The sequence below is a fragment of the Streptomyces sp. NPDC045022 genome (assembly GCF_056432605.1).
Genome location: NZ_JBWKIR010000004.1, coordinates 390,940 through 406,916 on the forward strand (window position 1 = coordinate 390,940; position 15,977 = coordinate 406,916).

The window sequence follows — 15,977 nt, forward strand, 5'->3', positions numbered from 1 at the left end:
GTCCACCGCCCCACGCGCGACTCGCCGTCGGCGGCTCCCCGCCGCCGGCGCGCGGGCCGGGGCGGCCGGCTGCCGGCGCGGCCGGGCGGCCCGGCAGAGTGTCAGCGCGCCACCGGTACCAGGGTGAGGTAGGCGAGCCCCAACACGCCCCGGTAGCTCATCCACTGCGCCCGATGCCGGTCCAGGCGTGCCCGGGTCTCGGCGGCCAGCGGATGCTCCGGGTGCCCGGCGAGCCAGACCTCCGCGTCCGCCTGGTACGCCGACTCGAACTCCTCCCACTCCTCGAGGCCGGCCGTCTCCGTCCACTCCGGCCGGAAGCCGGCCTCGACGGCCAGGTCGAGGAGGGTCGCGAGGTCGTAGTGGTCGGCCGCGGTGGCGCCCGGCCACATGCCGGACAGCTCGGCCTCGGTGGGCGTCCGCTGCCAGAAGCCCTCGCCGAGCAGCACGCGCCCGCCGTCGGTCACCAGCCGGCGCAGCTCGCGCAGGGCCTCGGTGGTGGACGGCTCGGCGGTGCTCAACGCCTGGCTCGCGCCGAGGCACAGCACCACATCGGCGGGCCCGCGCCGCGTCTCCAGGGCGGACTCCTCGACGAACTCGACCCGGTCCGCGAGCCCGCGCGCCTCGGCGGTGCGCCGTGCCCTGGCCAGATCCTCGCCGTTGACGTCGATACCGGTGCCCTTGGCGCCCGGTACGGCGTCCAGGAGGCGGAGCAGCAGCTCGGCCCAGCCGCAGCCGATGTCCAGCACGGTGTGGGGGCGGGTCGCCGCGAGCCGTTGGACCATCCTGTCGGCGCGGGGCTCGGCGAGGGGGCCGTGGAAGGTGAGGCGGCTGAGGCGGGGTGGGGTGTCGGTCATAGCGGGGACGCTAGGCGGTTCTCCCACCCGCCCACCACTGGTTTCCGGTCCGCCCGGAGGCCGGACGGCCTTTCGCCCCGCTCCCTACGGTGTCACCGTGAAGTTGCGCAGGATCGCCGTGGCCAGGTCCTGGTCGCCCTCGGTCTTCACCCGGTCCGCGACCGACTCCGGGGTGACCCGGCCGCAGGCGAGGCGGACGTAGGTCTCCCAGTCGAGGGTGAGGGCGGCGGCGGGGCCGAGGGCCGGGACGGTCTCCAGGGTGCCACGCCCCTGGATGTCGACGCGGATCGTCCGCAGGAACTCGACCGGCCCGTGCACGTCGAACACGATCGCCGAACTGCGGGGCGCGGCCGCGTCCTTCGCGACGACCCTGGGCAGCGCTTCCAGCAGGACGTCCCGGGCGACGTAGGCGCCCGGCGAGTCGAGGTTGCCGGGGCGGCCGAGGGCGGTGCGGAGGTCCTGTTCGTGCACCCATACGTCGAAGGCCCGGATCCGGTAGGCATGTTCGAGGGTGATGTCCTTGCCCAGCGGGCCACGCACCGTGGTGCCGGGGTCGCGGGACTCGTTGCGCAGCTGGCGGTTGCGGCGGATGACCGTGTACTCCAGCTCGGCCGTCATCTCCGGCGCCGTGTGGTGGCGGCGGACGTCGACCTGCATCTCCATGTAGCGCTGGTGCTCGGTGGCGACGTGGAAGAGATCACTGGGCAGGGAGTGGATGGGACGCGGGTCACCGAGCATCTCGCAGTCCATGCCGATCACATGGGACACGATGTCCCGCACCGACCAGCCGGGGCACGGGGTCCGCCGGTTCCACTCGCCGTCGACGAGCGACTGCACCATCTCGGATATCGCTTCGATGGAGTGCGTCCAGGCGTCGGCGTAGGGCTGGAGGGTGGGATGCAGACTCACGGAAACGGGACCCCTCGGCGGTCGGTACACGGGCAGGTTGTGTGGCGGCGTTGCCAGCGGGCGGTGGCTGCACTCGGCGGGTGTCTTGGGTCTCCTCCCGGTTCTCGGCTGCGCTCGAACAGGGAGGACCCCCAAGCTACGCTGCTGTGAGGCACCCCGGCAGTGCTTTCGTGTGACGATCGTAGGCCCGTGTGGACGACTCGAATGCCAGGACGGTGGTAGTGTGCGCGCCTCGCTGATCCAGATCGCCGTGGACGAGGACGAATCGGTCGACTCCCGGCGGCAGCGCGTGGCCGCGCTGGTGCGGGAGCAGGCCGGTGCCGATCTCGTGGTTCTGCCCGAACTGTGGACCACCGGCGCCTTCGCCTACGAGGACTTCGGCCGGGAGGCCGAACCGCTCGAAGGACCGACGTACGAGGCGCTGGCCAAGGCGGCGAGCGACGCGGGCGTGTGGCTGCACGCCGGGTCCATCCCCGAGCGAGACCCGGACGGCCCCCTGTACAACACCTCACTCGTCTTCTCCCCCTCCGGAGACCTGGCCGCGGCCTACCGCAAGATCCACCGCTTCGGCTTCGACAAGGGCGAGGCCGTGCTGATGGGCGCCGGGCGGGACCTGGTCACGGTCCGGCTGCCCGGGACCACCCTCGGCGTGGCCACCTGCTACGACCTCCGTTTCCCCGAACTCTTCCGCGGGCTGGTGGACGCCGGCGCCGAGGTGCTGGTGCTCCCGGCGGGCTGGCCCGAGCGGCGACGCGCGCACTGGACGCTGCTGGCCCAGGCGCGGGCGGTGGAGAACCAGGCGTTCGTGCTCGCCTGTGGAACGGCCGGGACGCACGCGGGAGTTCCGCAGGCGGGTCACTCGATCGTGGTCGATCCGTGGGGCGAGGTGCTCGCGGAGGCCGGTCCCGGCGAGGAGATCCTCACGGTCGATTTCGACCCGGCGAAGGTGGCGGCCACCCGCGAGCAGTTCCCGGCCCTGAAGGACCGGGTGCTCGGCCTGGAGCCACCCCGGCAGCGGGGTTAGGGCCTCTCGTTCGGACCATGCCGGGCTCAGTCCTCCTCCCCCTCCTTCTCCGCCAGGTGGATCACGCACACCGCGACCGCGATGAGCAGCGCCGGATCGGCGTCGTCCCGTACGACGTCGACACCGTAGGTGTCCCGGACGTGCAGCCGGCGCCGGGAGATCACGGCGAGGAGTTCCCCGTCGTACTCGACGGCGAACTCCCGGTCCAGGATCTTGCCGCTGACGTCCAGTTCGGTGCCGTCGACCAGGGAGACCCGGTAGTGGTTGCGCAGCAGGGACAGCCGTTTGCGCTTGATCCTGGCCAGGCCCTCGCCGTCCCGTTCGATCACCATCGTGTCGCGCAGCGCGAACATCTTCTGGTGGATGTCGATCAGGACCCGCCCCTGGGTGTCCTTGAGCTCGAAGGTGTCCCGCAGCCGCATCGCCTTGCCGTCGACGAGGAACACCTTCCGGCCGTGCTCGTCCTCGATCCACCAGTCGTCACCGATGCCGAGGATGCGGTCGCGTACGAGGAATCTCATGCGGATACCGTTCCCCGGCACGGGGCGATCGTCACGGAGCCGGACGGAGGGAGCGGACGAGGTGGCGCTTCCTGACCGGCCCGGCACTCCTGCTCCCGGCTCACCGGCCCACACCTCCCCCTGATTCCAGGACCCCCGTCGGTCCGAAGCGCCGTCGGTAGTCCGATGGGCTCAGCCCCGTCTCCCGCCGCAGCCGCGCCCGCAGATTGGCCGCCGTCCCCAGGCCGCTGCGGGCCGCCACGGTGTCCAGCCGCTCCTCGCCCCGCTCGATCAGCCGGCACGCCAGCGCCACCCGCTCACCGGTGAGCCAGGCCAGCGGAGTCGTACCGAGCTGGGCGCGGAAGCGGCGGTGGAGGGTGGCGGGGGACACCGCCGCGCGGGCCGCCAGGTCCGCGACCGTCAGCGGCTCGCCCAGCCGCTCCTGCGCCCAGGCCAGCAGCGGGCCGAGCGACTCGTCGGGCAGGTCCGGCACCGGCCGTTCCACGAACTGCCGCTGCCCGCCGTCGCGGTGGGCGGCGAACACCAGGCGCCGGGAGACGGCGCTGGCCAGTTCGGCCCCGTGGTCCCGGCGCCAGAGGTGCAGTCCGAGGTCGAGCGCGGCCGCACTGCCCGCGGCGGTGAGGACATCGCCCTCGTCGACGAACAGCACGTCCGGTTCCAGCAGCACCTTCGGATGCAGCTCCCGGAACGCGTCCGCCCACATCCAATGGGTGGTGGCGCGGCGGCCGTCCAGCAATCCGGCCTCGGCGAGCGCGAAGCTGCCGGTGCAGAAGCTGACGACGCGGGCACCACGCGCGTGCGTGCGGCGGATCGCGGCCAGGACGTCGGGCCCGCGCGGCACGACGTTGTCCGGGCGGCCGGGCACGATCAGGGTGTCGGCCCCGTCCACCGCCTCCAGACCGGGCAGAGCGCTCATGGTGAAGAACCCGTGGTTCATCCGCACCTCGGGGGTGGGCGCGCACAGCGTCACGTCGTAGAGGGGCGCGGTCAGGCCCAGTTCCGGCCGGGGCAGCCCGAACAGCTCGGTGGCGACACCGACCTCGAACGGGTTGGTTCCGGCGTCGACGATCACCGCGACCCGGTGCGGGCCTTGAGAGGATCGTTGCGGCATACGCGATTTCTAGCACTCGCACGACGGCGCGCGACACCGCACGATGAGCCCATGGAACCGATCTCCCTGGACAAGGCCCTCGCCTCCTTCACCGAGCGGTGGAGCCCCCGCATCGTCACCACCGTCAACGACTACGACGTCCGCGTGGCCAAGGTGCAGGGCGAGCACCTGTGGCACGCCCACGAGCACACCGACGAGTTCTTCCTGGTGCTCGACGGCGAACTGCACATCGGTCTGCGCGAACCGGCCGGCGAGCGCACGGTCGTCCTTCCCAAGGGCGCGGTGTTCACCGTCCCACGCGGCACCGAGCACAAGCCGTACGCGCCCGTGCCCACCGAGATCCTGGTCTTCGAGCCCACCGGGACCCTCAGCGTCGGCGACCGGCACGACGAGGTGCCCGGCCATGTGGACGCGACCACGGGTCACGCCCTCTCCTGACTCCTCGACCCCGCCCGAGCCGCTGCTCAAGGGCGAGGGAGCGGACACGGGCCTCTCCCGGGAGCCGGAGCCGAACCCGGCCGTGACGCCCGCGCCCACCAGCAGGACGGGGGCGTTCCGGTTCGCCTCACCGAGGGTGCGGCGAACCGACTGCCACTCGTCCTGGCGAGGATGGACCGGCAGTAGGCCGGAGCGTCACGTCAGACGCCGTAGCCGTCCGTGTAGCCCTCGCCGTGGTGGTGATGGTGCGGGGTCTCCTCGACGACCGGTGCCGTCGGCGGGACCACGACCCGCCGGCGTCGCGCGATTCCGCTGAACGTCGCGACGCCGATCAGGCCGACGGCCATCAGGATCAGGCCGACGACCGTGAGGTTGACGCCCTGCATGTCCCAGTCCGTTGCGAACGTGAGGATGGCCCCCACGGCTATGAGGATGATGCATCCACCGAGCCCCATGAGGCTTCGCCTCCCCTTCCGGTTCCGGAATCTCCGGTGCCGTCCGGGTACCCGGCGGGGCCCGGACTAGCCCTCCAGGAATGCCGTCAGCGCGTTCGCCAGCAGGAACGGGTCGTCGGCGCCGCAGAGTTCGCGGACGCTGTGCATCGAGAGGATCGCGACGCCGATGTCGACCGTGCGGATGCCGTGCCGGGCCGCGGTGATCGGTCCGATGGTGGTGCCGCACGGCATGGAGTTGTTGGAGACGAAGGTCTGGAAGGGGACGTCGGCCCGCTCGCAGGCGGCGGCGAACACCGCGCGGCCCGAACCGTCCGTGGCGTAGCGGTTGTTGACGTTGACCTTGAGGATCGGGCCGCCGTTGACCCGCGGGTGGTGCGTCGGGTCGTGCCGCTCGGCGTAGTTGGGGTGGACGGCGTGGCCGGTGTCGGAGGACAGACAGACCGAGCCGGCGAGGGCCCGGGCCCGGGCCTCGAACGAGCCTCCGCGCGCGAACACCGAGCGCTCCAGCACCGTGCCCAGCAGCGGCCCGTCGGCGCCGGTGTCCGACTGCGAGCCGTTCTCCTCGTGGTCGAAGGCGGCCAGCACGGGGATGCGGGTGAGAGCGGCGCCGGAGGCCGCGGCGGCGGCCAGCGCGGCCACGCCCGCATGCACCGAAAGCAGGTTGTCCATGCGCGGACCGGCGACCAGCTCGCGGTCCCGGCCCAGGTACGACGGCGGCTCCACCGGGTGCGCCATCAGGTCCCAGCCGGTCACGGAGCCCGCCTGGAGCCCCGCCTCCTGCTCCAGGAAGGCGATCAGGTCGCCCTCCAGCACGTCGTCGCCGAGGCCCCACACCGGCTGCATGTGCCGCTGCTTGTCGAGCTTGAGCCCCTCGGTGGCGACCGAACGGTCCAGGTGGATGGCGAGCTGGGGCACCCGCAGCAGCGGCCGGTCCACGTTCACGAGCACCGTGGAGCCGTCGCGCAGGGTGAGCCGGCCGGCCAGCCCCAGATCCCGGTCCAGCCAGGAGTTCAGCAGGGGGCCGCCGTAGATCTCCACGGTGACCTGGCGCCAGCCGTGCGCCCCGGTGTCCGGGCGTGGCTTGACCCGCAGGCTCGGGGAGTCGGTGTGCGCGCCGACGATGTGGAACGGTGTGTGCGGTTCGGCGCCCTCGGGGACGTACCAGGCCACGATCGCGCCGCCGCGCAGCACGTACTTTCCGCCGCTCGTGCCGTCCCAGGCGTCCGTCTCGGCGACCTGCCTGAAGCCTGCCTTCTCCAGCCGTTCGGCGGTGTTCGCCACGGCGTGGTACGGCGACGGGCTCGCCGCCAGGAAGGTCATCAGGTCGTCGGTGTGGCCGCGGTCGAAGCGGGCTGCTGCGCTCATGGGGTTCACCTTAACGACGTGCACGGGCCCGCTCCCGGGAAAGGGAAGCGGGCCCGTGCGGGGAATCGGCGGGGGACGTCCGGAACGTCTGGAACGTCTAGAACGCAGCCTCGTCCAGCTCCATCAGGTCCAGCTCGACGGTCCCGGCGACCTTGCGGGCCAGCGTGACGCCGGGCAGGACGTTCGCCGCGAAGAACTTCGCCGCGGCGATCTTGCCGGTGTAGAACGCCTTGTCCTTCGCCGAGGCCGTGGCCAGCTTCTCGGCGGCGATCGCGGCGCCCTTCAGCAGCAGGTAGCCGACGACGACGTCACCGGATGCCATCAGCAGCCGGGTGGTGTTCAGGCCCACCTTGTAGATGTTCTTGGTGTCCTGCTCGGTGGCCGCGAGGTCGGTCAGCATCAGGCCGACGATGGCCTCCAGCTCCACGGCCGCCTTGGCCAGCTGCTCGCGGGCGCCGGCCAGCTCATCGCCACCGGTGCCGAGCGCCAGGAACTTCTTGATGTCCTCGGCGAGCGAGTTCAGCGCGGCACCCTGGTTGCGGACGATCTTCCGGAAGAAGAAGTCCTGGCCCTGGATCGCCGTGGTGCCCTCGTACAGGGTGTCGATCTTGGAGTCCCGGATGTACTGCTCGATCGGGTACTCCTGCAGGAAGCCGGAGCCGCCGAAGGTCTGCAGCGACTGGGCGAGCTGCTCGTAGCCCTTCTCGGAGCCGTAGCCCTTGACGATGGGCAGGAGCAGGTCGTTCAGGGCCTCCAGGGCGGCGGTGTCCTCGCCGGCGGCCTCCTTGACCTGGATCTCGTCCTGGATCGCGGCGGTGTGCAGCACCAGGGCGCGCATGCCCTCCGCGTACGCCTTCTGCGTCATCAGCGAGCGGCGCACGTCGGGGTGGTGGGTGATGGTGACCTTCGGCGCCGCCTTGTCCATGAAGTTCGCCAGGTCCGGGCCCTGGACCCGCTCCTTGGCGTACTCCAGCGCGTTCAGGTAGCCCGTGGACAGCGTGGAGATCGCCTTCGTGCCGACCATCATGCGGGCGAACTCGATGATGCGGAACATCTGGCGGATGCCGTCGTGCTTGTCGCCGATCAGCCAGCCCTTGGCCGGGTGCTGGTCGCCGAAGGTCATCTCGCACGTGTTGGAGGCCTTCAGGCCCATCTTGTGCTCGACGTTGGTGGCGTAGACGCCGTTGCGCTCGCCCAGCTCGCCGGTCTCGAAGTCGAAGAGGTACTTGGGCACGAGGAAGAGGGACAGGCCCTTGGTGCCGGGGCCGGCGCCCTCGGGACGCGCGAGCACGTAGTGGAGGATGTTCTCCGACATGTCGTGCTCACCGGAGGTGATGAAGCGCTTCACGCCCTCGATGTGCCAGGAGCCGTCCTCCTGCTGGACCGCCTTGGTGCGGCCGGCGCCCACGTCCGAGCCGGCGTCCGGCTCGGTGAGCACCATGGTGGAGCCCCACTGCTTCTCGACGGCGACCGAGGCGATGTGCTTCTGGACCTCGTTGCCCTCCTCGAAGAGGATGCCGGCGAACGCCGGGCCCGAGGAGTACATCCACACGGCCGGGTTGGCGCCCAGGATCAGCTCGGCGTAGGCCCAGATCAGGGAGCGGGGCGAGGTGGTGCCGCCGATCTCCTCGGGCAGGCCGAGCCGCCAGTACTCGGAGTCCATGAAGGCCTGGTAGCTCTTCTTGAAGGACGCCGGGACCGGCGCGGTGTTGGTCTCGGGGTCGAAGACCGGCGGGTTGCGGTCGGCGTCGGCGAAGGACTCGGCCAGCTCGTTCTCCGAGAGGCGGGTCATCTCCTCGAGGATGCTCTTGGCGGTGTCGACGTCCATCTCCTCGAACGGGCCGGTGCCGTACACCTTGTCGCGCCCCAGTACTTCGAAGAGGTTGAACTCGATGTCGCGGAGATTCGGCTTGTAGTGCCCCATGGCGACGGCTCCGTAGAGAGATCGGCGAGGCACTGACTCCTCGCACCTAGTTCACGTACCAACAAGTAGCACGATGATGCTACCCGTCGGTAATAAGAAGCAACCCCTGCCGGTACAAGTGTGAGAAGGGTCTACTCCACCACGCCCGGGTCTCTGCTCGGTACCCTTGCGCCCATGTACGGATACGGCCAGCCCATGGACGGTGGAACGGCTCAGCAGCAGTACGCCCCGCCGCAGCAGCAGATGCCGGGCGGTGCCGGCGGATACGGCCAGCAGCCGCCGCTCTACCCCGAGCCGTCCCCGCCCTCCCTCGCGGACGCGGTGCGCGCCTTCACCACGGGCCAGATGGCCGCCGAGGACTTCCAGCAGATCTTCGCCACGTCGAAGGTGTACTGCCCGCGCGGCGACACCCCCGGTTTCCTGGCCCTGCACAACACCCAGCAGCCGGTGATCCCGATGTTCACCTCGCTGAAGGAGCTGCGCCGGTACGCGGGCAAGGAGTCGAAGTACTTCGTCATCACCGGCGCCGAGGTGATCGACCTGCTGCCGACCGGTTACGGCTTCGTCCTGGACATGGAGGGCGAGCACCGGATGGTGTTCGACGCGAAGGCGGTCGAGCAGATGGTCGACTTCGCGATGCGTCGCATGTACGGCGGCGGCTGAGTCCCGCGCCTCGCGCACCCCGAGCCCGGAGGGAATTACCTCCGGGCTTTCCTCGTTACGGTGGCAGGAAGTTCAACGCTCAACTAAAGTGGGCGTACCAAGGAGGTACCGACCATGCCCGCAGTGACTGTCGAGAACCCGTTGACGCTGCCCCGTGTGACCGCACCCGCCGACGCCGTGGCACGCCCCGTGCTCGCCGTCACGACCGCCCCGAGCGGTTTCGAGGGTGAGGGCTTCCCGGTGCGCCGTGCGTTCGCCGGGATCAACTACCGCCACCTCGACCCGTTCATCATGATGGACCAGATGGGCGAGGTGGAGTACGCGCCGGGCGAGCCCAAGGGCACCCCCTGGCACCCGCACCGCGGCTTCGAGACCGTCACCTACATCATCGACGGGATCTTCGACCACCAGGACTCCAACGGCGGTGGCGGCACCATCACCAACGGCGACACCCAGTGGATGACGGCGGGCTCCGGTCTGCTGCACATCGAGGCGCCGCCGGAGGCCCTCGTCGTGTCCGGCGGTCTCTTCCACGGTCTCCAGCTGTGGGTGAATCTCCCGGCCAGGGACAAGATGATGGCGCCGCGCTACCAGGACATCCGAAGCCGTTCCGTCCAGCTGCTCACCTCCCCCGACGGGGGCGCGCTGCTGCGCGTCATCGCCGGTGAGCTGGACGGTCACGAGGGCCCCGGCATCACCCACACGCCGATCACGATGGTCCACGCGACCCTGGCGCCGGGCGCGGAGGTCACCCTGCCCTGGCGGGAGGACTTCAACGGCCTGGCGTACGTGATGGCCGGGCGCGGCTCGGTGGGTGCCGAGCGGCGCCCGATCCACTTGGGGCAGACGGCGGTCTTCGGGGCCGGCGGCTCGCTGACCGTCCGCGCGGACGAGAAGCAGGACTCCCACACCCCGGACCTGGAAGTGGTGCTGCTGGGCGGACAGCCGATCCGTGAGCCGATGGCCCACTACGGCCCGTTCGTCATGAACACCAAGGAGGAACTGATGCAGGCCTTCGAGGACTTCCAGAAGGGCCGCCTGGGGACCATTCCGGCCGTGCACGGGATGTCGGAGGGCGGAATGGTCTCCTAGTAATGGGCCGGGTCGGTGACCCGCAGCGGTGATCGCTGCGTCGCTGACCTGGCCTTCGGCGATCGCAGACCGTGGTCCGTAGCCCCCATTGCCGCGCGTGGCTTTGTCCACGAGAAGGTTCGACAGCACCGCTACGTGGCAGATCGCGGCCGCGCTCCAGGCGGTGAAGCACCCGCCGGCGCAACCCGGGTCAGGCCGGCTCGCCGAGGAAATCCAGCGCCCGGCGATACTGCTCTTCCACCCGCTCCAGCCCCTCCGCCTGCTCCGGGAGAACACGGACGACCTGCTCGTAGAGGGCCACGGCCTCTCTGCCCAGCCGGTTGATCTCCCCCCACGCGCTCGGGCCCTCGGCCTCAGCCAGCAAGGGACACAACCGCGCCTTCACATCCGCCGCCCACATGGCCACCTCCACAGGTGTCGGCCGCTGTGGGCGCAGCGCCGCCTGCCGCGAGGAGCGGCGGACCAGCGCGGCAACCCCCTCCGCGGAGCTGTCCGGCAGAAGCGACTCGTACAAGGCCAATGAGCTACGTGCCGCCCTGACCCCTTCAGCGGGAGTACCGGACGCCGCAAGGAACGCCGCATGGTTGTAGAGCACCGATGCCAGAGCCAGCGTGTGGTCGACTTCTTCCGGCTCAGCTACCCGCAACTGCCGCACCGCCTCCAGCGCCTTACTGCTGCTCGCCAAGGCACGCTCGGGGTAACCGCGTTGCAGGTACCGGATCGCTGCCTGGCTCTCGCGGTCCGCGATCTTTTGCAGCTTTCTTGGACTCGCCGCCATACGCCCCCCTGCTCCCGGACCGGGAAGCCCCCCCGGTCGGTAAGACAACGACCTCTGCGATCACGCGTGGGGGAAGCGTAGGCGGCCAGGGCGGTGACGCGCTACGCTCCCGCGAAGCTCAACGGTTCTGTGTCTCGGGGCCGTTGCGAGGGCCGGTGCGCTTCGGCCCCTGTCTTCGTACCCCTACGACGAGAAGGCGGCCGCCCAGGACCAGAAGCGCCGGGTCCACCACCGCGGTGCGCGGTGATGGCACGGGCGGCAGGCGGGTCACGCTGCGGTGTCGGGTGCGGTGTCGGCCGGCCTGAGGGACTTGCCGGTGCGGTCGTGCCGGCGGTCTTCAGCGCGAGACGCGCCGCCGGGGCTGTGACGGGCTCGGGGTGTGGCAGGGGTCGGTGCAAGGTCGCCGACATGATGCGGACCCGTCTCCGGGCCGCTGGTTCGGCGCCCCGGGTTTCATCTCTCACCGAGAACGACCCGGCGTCGAAGCCGGTGTGCGGAATGCCCTCGGTGTTGTCCCCCTACTCCGCACGCGCCGGGGCGGCTGTGGAGACGACCTGGGTATTCGGGGAAGCGGCTGTCGATACCGGCGGAGCGCGTTCTGGGGATGTGGCGGGTGTTCCTCTTTGTTCCGTTCAGCCCGTCGTCCGACCGGGTGGGAAAGGGACGCCATCCGGCCCACCGGACATTTTATATGTATTACGCGATTCGCTCGATAGGTCGGCAAAACCGCCCAAATGAGTCGTAATCCGGCGAATGTTCCTGACTAATATGCCGGGGGCAGAAAACCGGCGATTCTGCGCGACTGAGAACCGCCGAATACGTCACTTTCCCCTCACAGGAGTTGGCCCTTCGATGACGCTCAATATCCCTGTCGCGCTTCTGCGGCGCACTTTGTCGGTATGGACCGCGGCGGTACTTGCCGTGGTGATCTCCGCTGTCCTAGTCGCCGTGACTTCGACGCAGGCGAGTGCCCTCGTCACGTTTGTGGATCTGGGCAGGGCGGACAGCTTCGCGGTACTGGCCGGTTCGGCGACCACCAACACCGGCCCCTCGGTGATCACTGGAGATGTCGGAGTGTTTCCGGGAACGTCCATCTCCGGCTACGGGCCGCCCGCCGTGGTGAACGGGACCCTGCACTCTGCGGACACTGTGGCTCAGGATGCTCAGACCGACCTGGCCGCGGCGTACGACGCCGCCGCCGGACAGGCCTCCAATGGAGCACTTCCCCCGGACGCCGCTGGCCTGACTCTGGTTCCGGGCGTCTACACCGCCTCCTCCACGCTGGACCTCAACGGCACCCTCACCCTGGATGCGCAGGGGGACCCCAACGCCGTCTGGGTGTTCCAGATCGGTTCGGGTCTCACGACGGGGTCCGGCAGCAGCGTCTCCCTCATCAACGGCGCCTCGCCGTGCAATGTGTTCTGGCAGGTCGGCAGTTCGGCCACTCTCGGCACCAGCACTGCCTTCGTGGGCAACATCCTGGCCATGACCTCGATCACTGCCAACACGAGCGCGAACATCGAGGGGCGGGCGCTGGCCCGTAACGGTGCCGTGACGCTGGACACCAACAGGATCACCCGGCCGGAGTGCGGTACCGGCACTACCGGCACGACCGGCACTACCGGCACGACCGGTACTACCGGAACGGACGGCACTACCGGTACCGGCACTACCGGTACTACCGGAACGGACGGCACTACCGGTACCGGCACTACCGGTACTACCGGAACGGACGGCACTACCGGTACCGGTACTACGGGAACGGCCGGTACTACGGGAACGGCCGGTACTACGGGAACGGCCGGTACTACGGGAACGGCCGGTACTACGGGAACGGCCGGTACTACGGGAACGGCCGGCACTACGGGAACGACCGGCACTACGGGAACGACCGGCACTACGGGAACGACCGGCACTACCGGTACCACCGGCACCAGCGGCACTGTCGGAACGACTGGAACCACCGGAACCAGCGGCACTGTGGGGACCACCGGCACTACCGGCACTAGCGGCACTGTCGGGACGACCGGGACCACCGGCACTACCGGAACCACCGGCAGTACTGGCACTACCGGAGCCACCACCGGAACTACCGGAACTACCGGAACCACCACCGGAACTACCGGAACCACTGGCGCCATCACGGGAACCACCGGAACCACTGGCGCCACCACGGGAACCACCGGAACCACTGGCGCCACCACGGGAACCACCGGAACCACTGGCGCCACCGGAACGACCGGTGGGAACGACCACGGCTGCAAGCCCGACGGACATGGCCACAAGCCCGATGAGCACTACGGCTACGGCGAAAAGCCCGGAAAGCTCGAAAAGCCCGGCAAGGGCGATGACTACGGCTGTGATCGTGCCTAGCGTGCACGGTCCACTCCGACAGGGTGAGTGCTCGGGGGCAGCCGTCCAAGTGCGGGAGTAGGACGGGTGGCGTGCGGCGCGGATCGTCGTCGATTCCGCCGCACGCCGTCGGCGAAAGCTCAGGAGAACCAGGTGAGAGAAGTCGGGACGGAAAGGCCGGATGGAGCCGTGCGGGGTGGCGTTGCATCACCGGATGCCGACGAGTCGGACGCGGCCGGCGCTGGGCCGACCGCGCAGAAGGGGGGCGGGAGACCGCCTGCATTCCAAGCTCCTTCGGAGCCGCCCGTCACACTCAGGGCCGGAGTACGCGTCACCGTGGTCCTGTGTCTGGCGACGGCCCTGGTCCACGTGCTCCTGGTGTTCCTGCAGGTGGCACCACCAAATCCCATCTCCCGGCAGTACAGCCGGCAGATCAACGCCTGGATCTTCCCGTTGTTCGAACAGAACTGGCGACTCTTCGCCCCGGACCCGGAATCGGTCAACCGGAAGATTTCGGCAAGAACCGCGCACACCGCCCCGGACGGCACCGTCCAGGTCAGCGGATGGTTCGACCTGACCGCCGTCGACACCACCGCGGTGAAACACGACCCCTTCCCGAGCCACACAGCACAGAACATGCTGCGCCGGGCTTGGATTTCCTACCTCGAGACGCACGGCGGTGACGACCATTCGCGCTCGCAGCGCGCCCTGATGATCCAGCGATACCTGCGCAACATCGCCGCGGATCGCGTCGCCGCCCATCGCCACGGCACGTTCGACTTCATCCAGTTGCGGGTGATCACCGTGCCCATCGCCGTGCCGCACGCAGCGGGCGGCCCCGGTCCCGGCACGGCCGCACATGGGCCGGCCGACACTCGTTACCTGCCCTGGTGGAAGGTGGCCCGCCATGCGACAGACTGAGCAGACATCGTTCGCGGCGGCCAGGCCGCGGCGCCCGGGACACGGCACCGAGCGGGCGAGCGCACACGCGCCGCAGCCGATGTCGGTCCGTATCGCCGCGCTCCTCGCCCTCCTGCTGGAGCAGCCGATCTCCCTGTACGCCGCGGCGGCTCTGCGCATCGGGTACGGGTTCCTCTACTTCTGCTTCCTGCTGCGCGAGTTCCCCCACCGCGACGAGATCTGGGGTCCCGGCTCACCGTGGACGCCGGCACTGGCCAGGCAACTCTTCGACCAGACCGGCTGGGCCAGCATCCTCACACTGTCCGACAGTCGGGCCTACTTCGAGGTCTGCTACGCGGCAGCCCTCATCACCTGCGCACTGTTCATGCTGGGCTGGCGGACCAGAGCGGTGTCCGTGCTGTTCGCGGTCGTAGTGACGTCGTTCCACGCCAGGGCGATCTACATGGCGGACGGAGGGGACAACCTCATGCTCCTCATGGCCCTCTATCTCGTGTTCACCGCATGTGGCCGGCGATGGTCCCTCGACGCGCGCAGGACCCGGCTCCGAGCGTCCGCCGACAAGACCGCCCGGCTCCCGCTGGACCAGGCATCGGGCGAGTTCCGAGGTCACCTCCGCGAGGCGCGCCTGACAGTGATCACCGTGCTGCACAACTGCGGCATGCTCGTCATCGCCGTCCAGGTCTGCTTCCTCTACGGATCCGCGGGCCTGTACAAGGTGCAGGGCGCCTCCTGGGGCAACGGCACCGCCCTCCACTACGTCCTGAACCTCGACCTGTTCCAGCCCTGGCCCGAGCTCTCCGCCGTGGCGGACGAACACGACCTGCTGATCGCCGTCACCTGCTACCTGACGGTGCTGTTGCAGGTGGCCTTCCCGTTCGTCCTGTTCGGCAGGCTGAAGTACGCCGTATTGACGGTGCTGTTGAGCATGCACGTGGGTATCGCGGTGTTCCTGGGTCTGCCGCTCTTTTCCGGTGCCATGATCGTCGCGGACGCCGTGTTCCTTCCGGACCGTTTCTACCGGTCTCTCGGACCGCTGTTGCGCCGCACCACCCGGCGGACACCCGTCCCGGGGGCGGTAGCTCCGTCCCGCGGAGAGCCGGCACTCGTGCCGCCGCAGCACACACCGCCGAGACAGTGAGGGCCCCGATCCGAGAAGGTCTGGTCAGGGCGCGGGGCCTCTCCACGGGGCCCGCCGGTTCGGTCACGCGGTGATGCGCCAGTCAAGGACCTCGGCGGGGCGCTCGGCACTGTCGGGTTCTCGCCGGGCGCCGACCGTGGCCGGGAGGCGTCGGGGACAGTGGCCGGCGGCCCCGGTGTCGCTCGCCGCGTTCCCCGCCCCACCACCGCCAAGCGTCTCGAGCAGGACCTTCGCGCGGCCCGCCCCCCGGACCACGCCGGCCGCGTCAGGTCCGCCAAGACCGGGTCGGCGGCCTGCTGGTAGCCCGCCGGCAGGTGGCGGAAGGCCCGGTATGCGGGAGGCGTGGGCCGCCTGGGCACGGTCCCCACCGTGCACGGCATGACGGAGAGCGGCCCGCAGGGCTGACGGGAGGTCACCCACCCGGCCCCGCGT

General features: G+C 69.9%; 15 protein-coding genes and 1 pseudogene. 7 read left to right on the forward strand and 9 right to left on the reverse strand.

Annotation, left to right across the window (positions count from 1 at the left end):
- Positions 1–101 precede the first annotated feature (101 nt).
- Together AC07C1_RS10655 and AC07C1_RS10660 are read right to left on the reverse strand one after the other, a co-directional pair.
- The gene (locus AC07C1_RS10655) at positions 102–854 is read right to left on the reverse strand and encodes an SAM-dependent methyltransferase (protein ID WP_478938306.1); all 753 of its coding nucleotides are present in this window, start codon (positions 852–854) and stop codon (positions 102–104) included.
- An 84-nt stretch (positions 855–938) separates the two neighbouring features.
- On the reverse strand, positions 939–1,763 hold the full coding sequence (locus AC07C1_RS10660; protein WP_478938308.1) for a maleylpyruvate isomerase family mycothiol-dependent enzyme: 825 nt from the start codon (positions 1,761–1,763) through the stop codon (positions 939–941).
- Positions 1,764–1,986: 223 nt separating this feature from the next.
- Here AC07C1_RS10660 and AC07C1_RS10665 point away from each other — a divergent pair, with 223 nt between their 5' ends.
- Positions 1,987–2,787 (forward strand): carbon-nitrogen family hydrolase, encoded by an 801-nt coding sequence (locus tag AC07C1_RS10665; protein ID WP_478938309.1) that lies wholly within the window; start codon positions 1,987–1,989, stop codon positions 2,785–2,787.
- 26 nt (positions 2,788–2,813) lie between these two features.
- Here the strand turns inward: AC07C1_RS10665 and AC07C1_RS10670 are convergent, their stop codons facing one another.
- Together AC07C1_RS10670 and AC07C1_RS10675 are read right to left on the reverse strand one after the other, a co-directional pair.
- Positions 2,814–3,308 (reverse strand): LURP-one-related/scramblase family protein, encoded by a 495-nt coding sequence (locus AC07C1_RS10670; protein WP_478938311.1) that lies wholly within the window; start codon positions 3,306–3,308, stop codon positions 2,814–2,816.
- Between the two features lie 100 nt (positions 3,309–3,408).
- A complete protein-coding gene (locus AC07C1_RS10675) occupies positions 3,409–4,419 on the reverse strand; it encodes a GlxA family transcriptional regulator (protein ID WP_478938312.1) in 1,011 nt (336 codons plus the stop codon).
- A 51-nt stretch (positions 4,420–4,470) separates the two neighbouring features.
- Between AC07C1_RS10675 and AC07C1_RS10680 the strand changes: the two genes are divergently transcribed.
- A complete protein-coding gene (locus AC07C1_RS10680) occupies positions 4,471–4,857 on the forward strand; it encodes a cupin domain-containing protein (protein WP_478938313.1) in 387 nt (128 codons plus the stop codon).
- 200 nt (positions 4,858–5,057) lie between these two features.
- On the opposite strand, the gene AC07C1_RS10685 is transcribed toward AC07C1_RS10680, so the two are convergent.
- The 3 genes from AC07C1_RS10685 to AC07C1_RS10695 all read right to left on the reverse strand — a co-directional run bounded on the left by AC07C1_RS10685 (position 5,058) and on the right by AC07C1_RS10695 (position 8,601).
- A complete protein-coding gene (locus tag AC07C1_RS10685) occupies positions 5,058–5,312 on the reverse strand; it encodes a DUF6458 family protein (protein ID WP_478938314.1) in 255 nt (84 codons plus the stop codon).
- A gap of 66 nt (positions 5,313–5,378) precedes the next feature.
- Positions 5,379–6,677 (reverse strand): M18 family aminopeptidase, encoded by a 1,299-nt coding sequence (locus AC07C1_RS10690; protein WP_478938315.1) that lies wholly within the window; start codon positions 6,675–6,677, stop codon positions 5,379–5,381.
- A gap of 97 nt (positions 6,678–6,774) precedes the next feature.
- Complete coding sequence (locus tag AC07C1_RS10695) at positions 6,775–8,601, reverse strand: acyl-CoA dehydrogenase (protein ID WP_478938317.1); 1,827 nt, start codon at positions 8,599–8,601, stop codon at positions 6,775–6,777.
- 174 nt (positions 8,602–8,775) lie between these two features.
- On the opposite strand from AC07C1_RS10695, the gene AC07C1_RS10700 reads away from it, so the two are divergent.
- Both AC07C1_RS10700 and AC07C1_RS10705 read left to right on the forward strand, forming a co-directional pair.
- A complete protein-coding gene (locus AC07C1_RS10700) occupies positions 8,776–9,264 on the forward strand; it encodes an SseB family protein (protein ID WP_478938318.1) in 489 nt (162 codons plus the stop codon).
- Between the two features lie 114 nt (positions 9,265–9,378).
- Positions 9,379–10,356 (forward strand): pirin family protein, encoded by a 978-nt coding sequence (locus AC07C1_RS10705; protein ID WP_478938320.1) that lies wholly within the window; start codon positions 9,379–9,381, stop codon positions 10,354–10,356.
- Between the two features lie 190 nt (positions 10,357–10,546).
- Here AC07C1_RS10705 and AC07C1_RS10710 read toward each other — a convergent pair whose 3' ends face one another.
- On the reverse strand, positions 10,547–11,134 hold the full coding sequence (locus AC07C1_RS10710; protein WP_478938321.1) for a hypothetical protein: 588 nt from the start codon (positions 11,132–11,134) through the stop codon (positions 10,547–10,549).
- A gap of 852 nt (positions 11,135–11,986) precedes the next feature.
- Between AC07C1_RS10710 and AC07C1_RS10715 the strand changes: the two genes are divergently transcribed.
- The 3 genes from AC07C1_RS10715 to AC07C1_RS10725 all read left to right on the forward strand — a co-directional run bounded on the left by AC07C1_RS10715 (position 11,987) and on the right by AC07C1_RS10725 (position 15,545).
- Positions 11,987–13,507, forward strand: coding sequence for an ice-binding family protein (locus AC07C1_RS10715; RefSeq protein ID WP_478938323.1), 1,521 nt, complete (start codon positions 11,987–11,989; stop codon positions 13,505–13,507).
- Between the two features lie 348 nt (positions 13,508–13,855).
- Positions 13,856–14,407: a DUF5819 family protein gene (locus AC07C1_RS10720; protein ID WP_478938324.1), complete on the forward strand. Its 552-nt coding sequence runs from the start codon at positions 13,856–13,858 to the stop codon at positions 14,405–14,407.
- Positions 14,394–15,545: an HTTM domain-containing protein gene (locus tag AC07C1_RS10725; protein WP_478938325.1), complete on the forward strand. Its 1,152-nt coding sequence runs from the start codon at positions 14,394–14,396 to the stop codon at positions 15,543–15,545. The genes AC07C1_RS10720 and AC07C1_RS10725 overlap by 14 nt, the downstream gene beginning before the upstream one ends.
- 66 nt (positions 15,546–15,611) lie before the next feature.
- On the opposite strand, the pseudogene AC07C1_RS10730 reads toward AC07C1_RS10725, so the two are convergent.
- Positions 15,612–15,880 (reverse strand): annotated as a pseudogene (locus AC07C1_RS10730) (relaxase/mobilization nuclease domain-containing protein); the annotation flags it as partial.
- Positions 15,881–15,977 lie beyond the last annotated feature (97 nt).

What these genes read in the sequence shown, in the direction of transcription:
- AC07C1_RS10710 (WP_478938321.1), bottom strand. Translation starts at nt 11,134, where the DNA reads ATGGCGGCGAGTCCAAGAAAGCTGCAAAAGATCGCGGACCGCGAGAGC.
- AC07C1_RS10680 (WP_478938313.1), top strand. Translation starts at nt 4,471, where the DNA reads ATGGAACCGATCTCCCTGGACAAGGCCCTCGCCTCCTTCACCGAGCGG.
- AC07C1_RS10715 (WP_478938323.1), top strand. Translation starts at nt 11,987, where the DNA reads ATGACGCTCAATATCCCTGTCGCGCTTCTGCGGCGCACTTTGTCGGTA.
- AC07C1_RS10675 (WP_478938312.1), bottom strand. Translation starts at nt 4,419, where the DNA reads ATGCCGCAACGATCCTCTCAAGGCCCGCACCGGGTCGCGGTGATCGTC.
- AC07C1_RS10700 (WP_478938318.1), top strand. Translation starts at nt 8,776, where the DNA reads ATGTACGGATACGGCCAGCCCATGGACGGTGGAACGGCTCAGCAGCAG.
- AC07C1_RS10705 (WP_478938320.1), top strand. Translation starts at nt 9,379, where the DNA reads ATGCCCGCAGTGACTGTCGAGAACCCGTTGACGCTGCCCCGTGTGACC.
- AC07C1_RS10685 (WP_478938314.1), bottom strand. Translation starts at nt 5,312, where the DNA reads ATGGGGCTCGGTGGATGCATCATCCTCATAGCCGTGGGGGCCATCCTC.
- AC07C1_RS10690 (WP_478938315.1), bottom strand. Translation starts at nt 6,677, where the DNA reads ATGAGCGCAGCAGCCCGCTTCGACCGCGGCCACACCGACGACCTGATG.
- AC07C1_RS10655 (WP_478938306.1), bottom strand. Translation starts at nt 854, where the DNA reads ATGACCGACACCCCACCCCGCCTCAGCCGCCTCACCTTCCACGGCCCC.
- AC07C1_RS10725 (WP_478938325.1), top strand. Translation starts at nt 14,394, where the DNA reads ATGCGACAGACTGAGCAGACATCGTTCGCGGCGGCCAGGCCGCGGCGC.
- AC07C1_RS10670 (WP_478938311.1), bottom strand. Translation starts at nt 3,308, where the DNA reads ATGAGATTCCTCGTACGCGACCGCATCCTCGGCATCGGTGACGACTGG.
- AC07C1_RS10695 (WP_478938317.1), bottom strand. Translation starts at nt 8,601, where the DNA reads ATGGGGCACTACAAGCCGAATCTCCGCGACATCGAGTTCAACCTCTTC.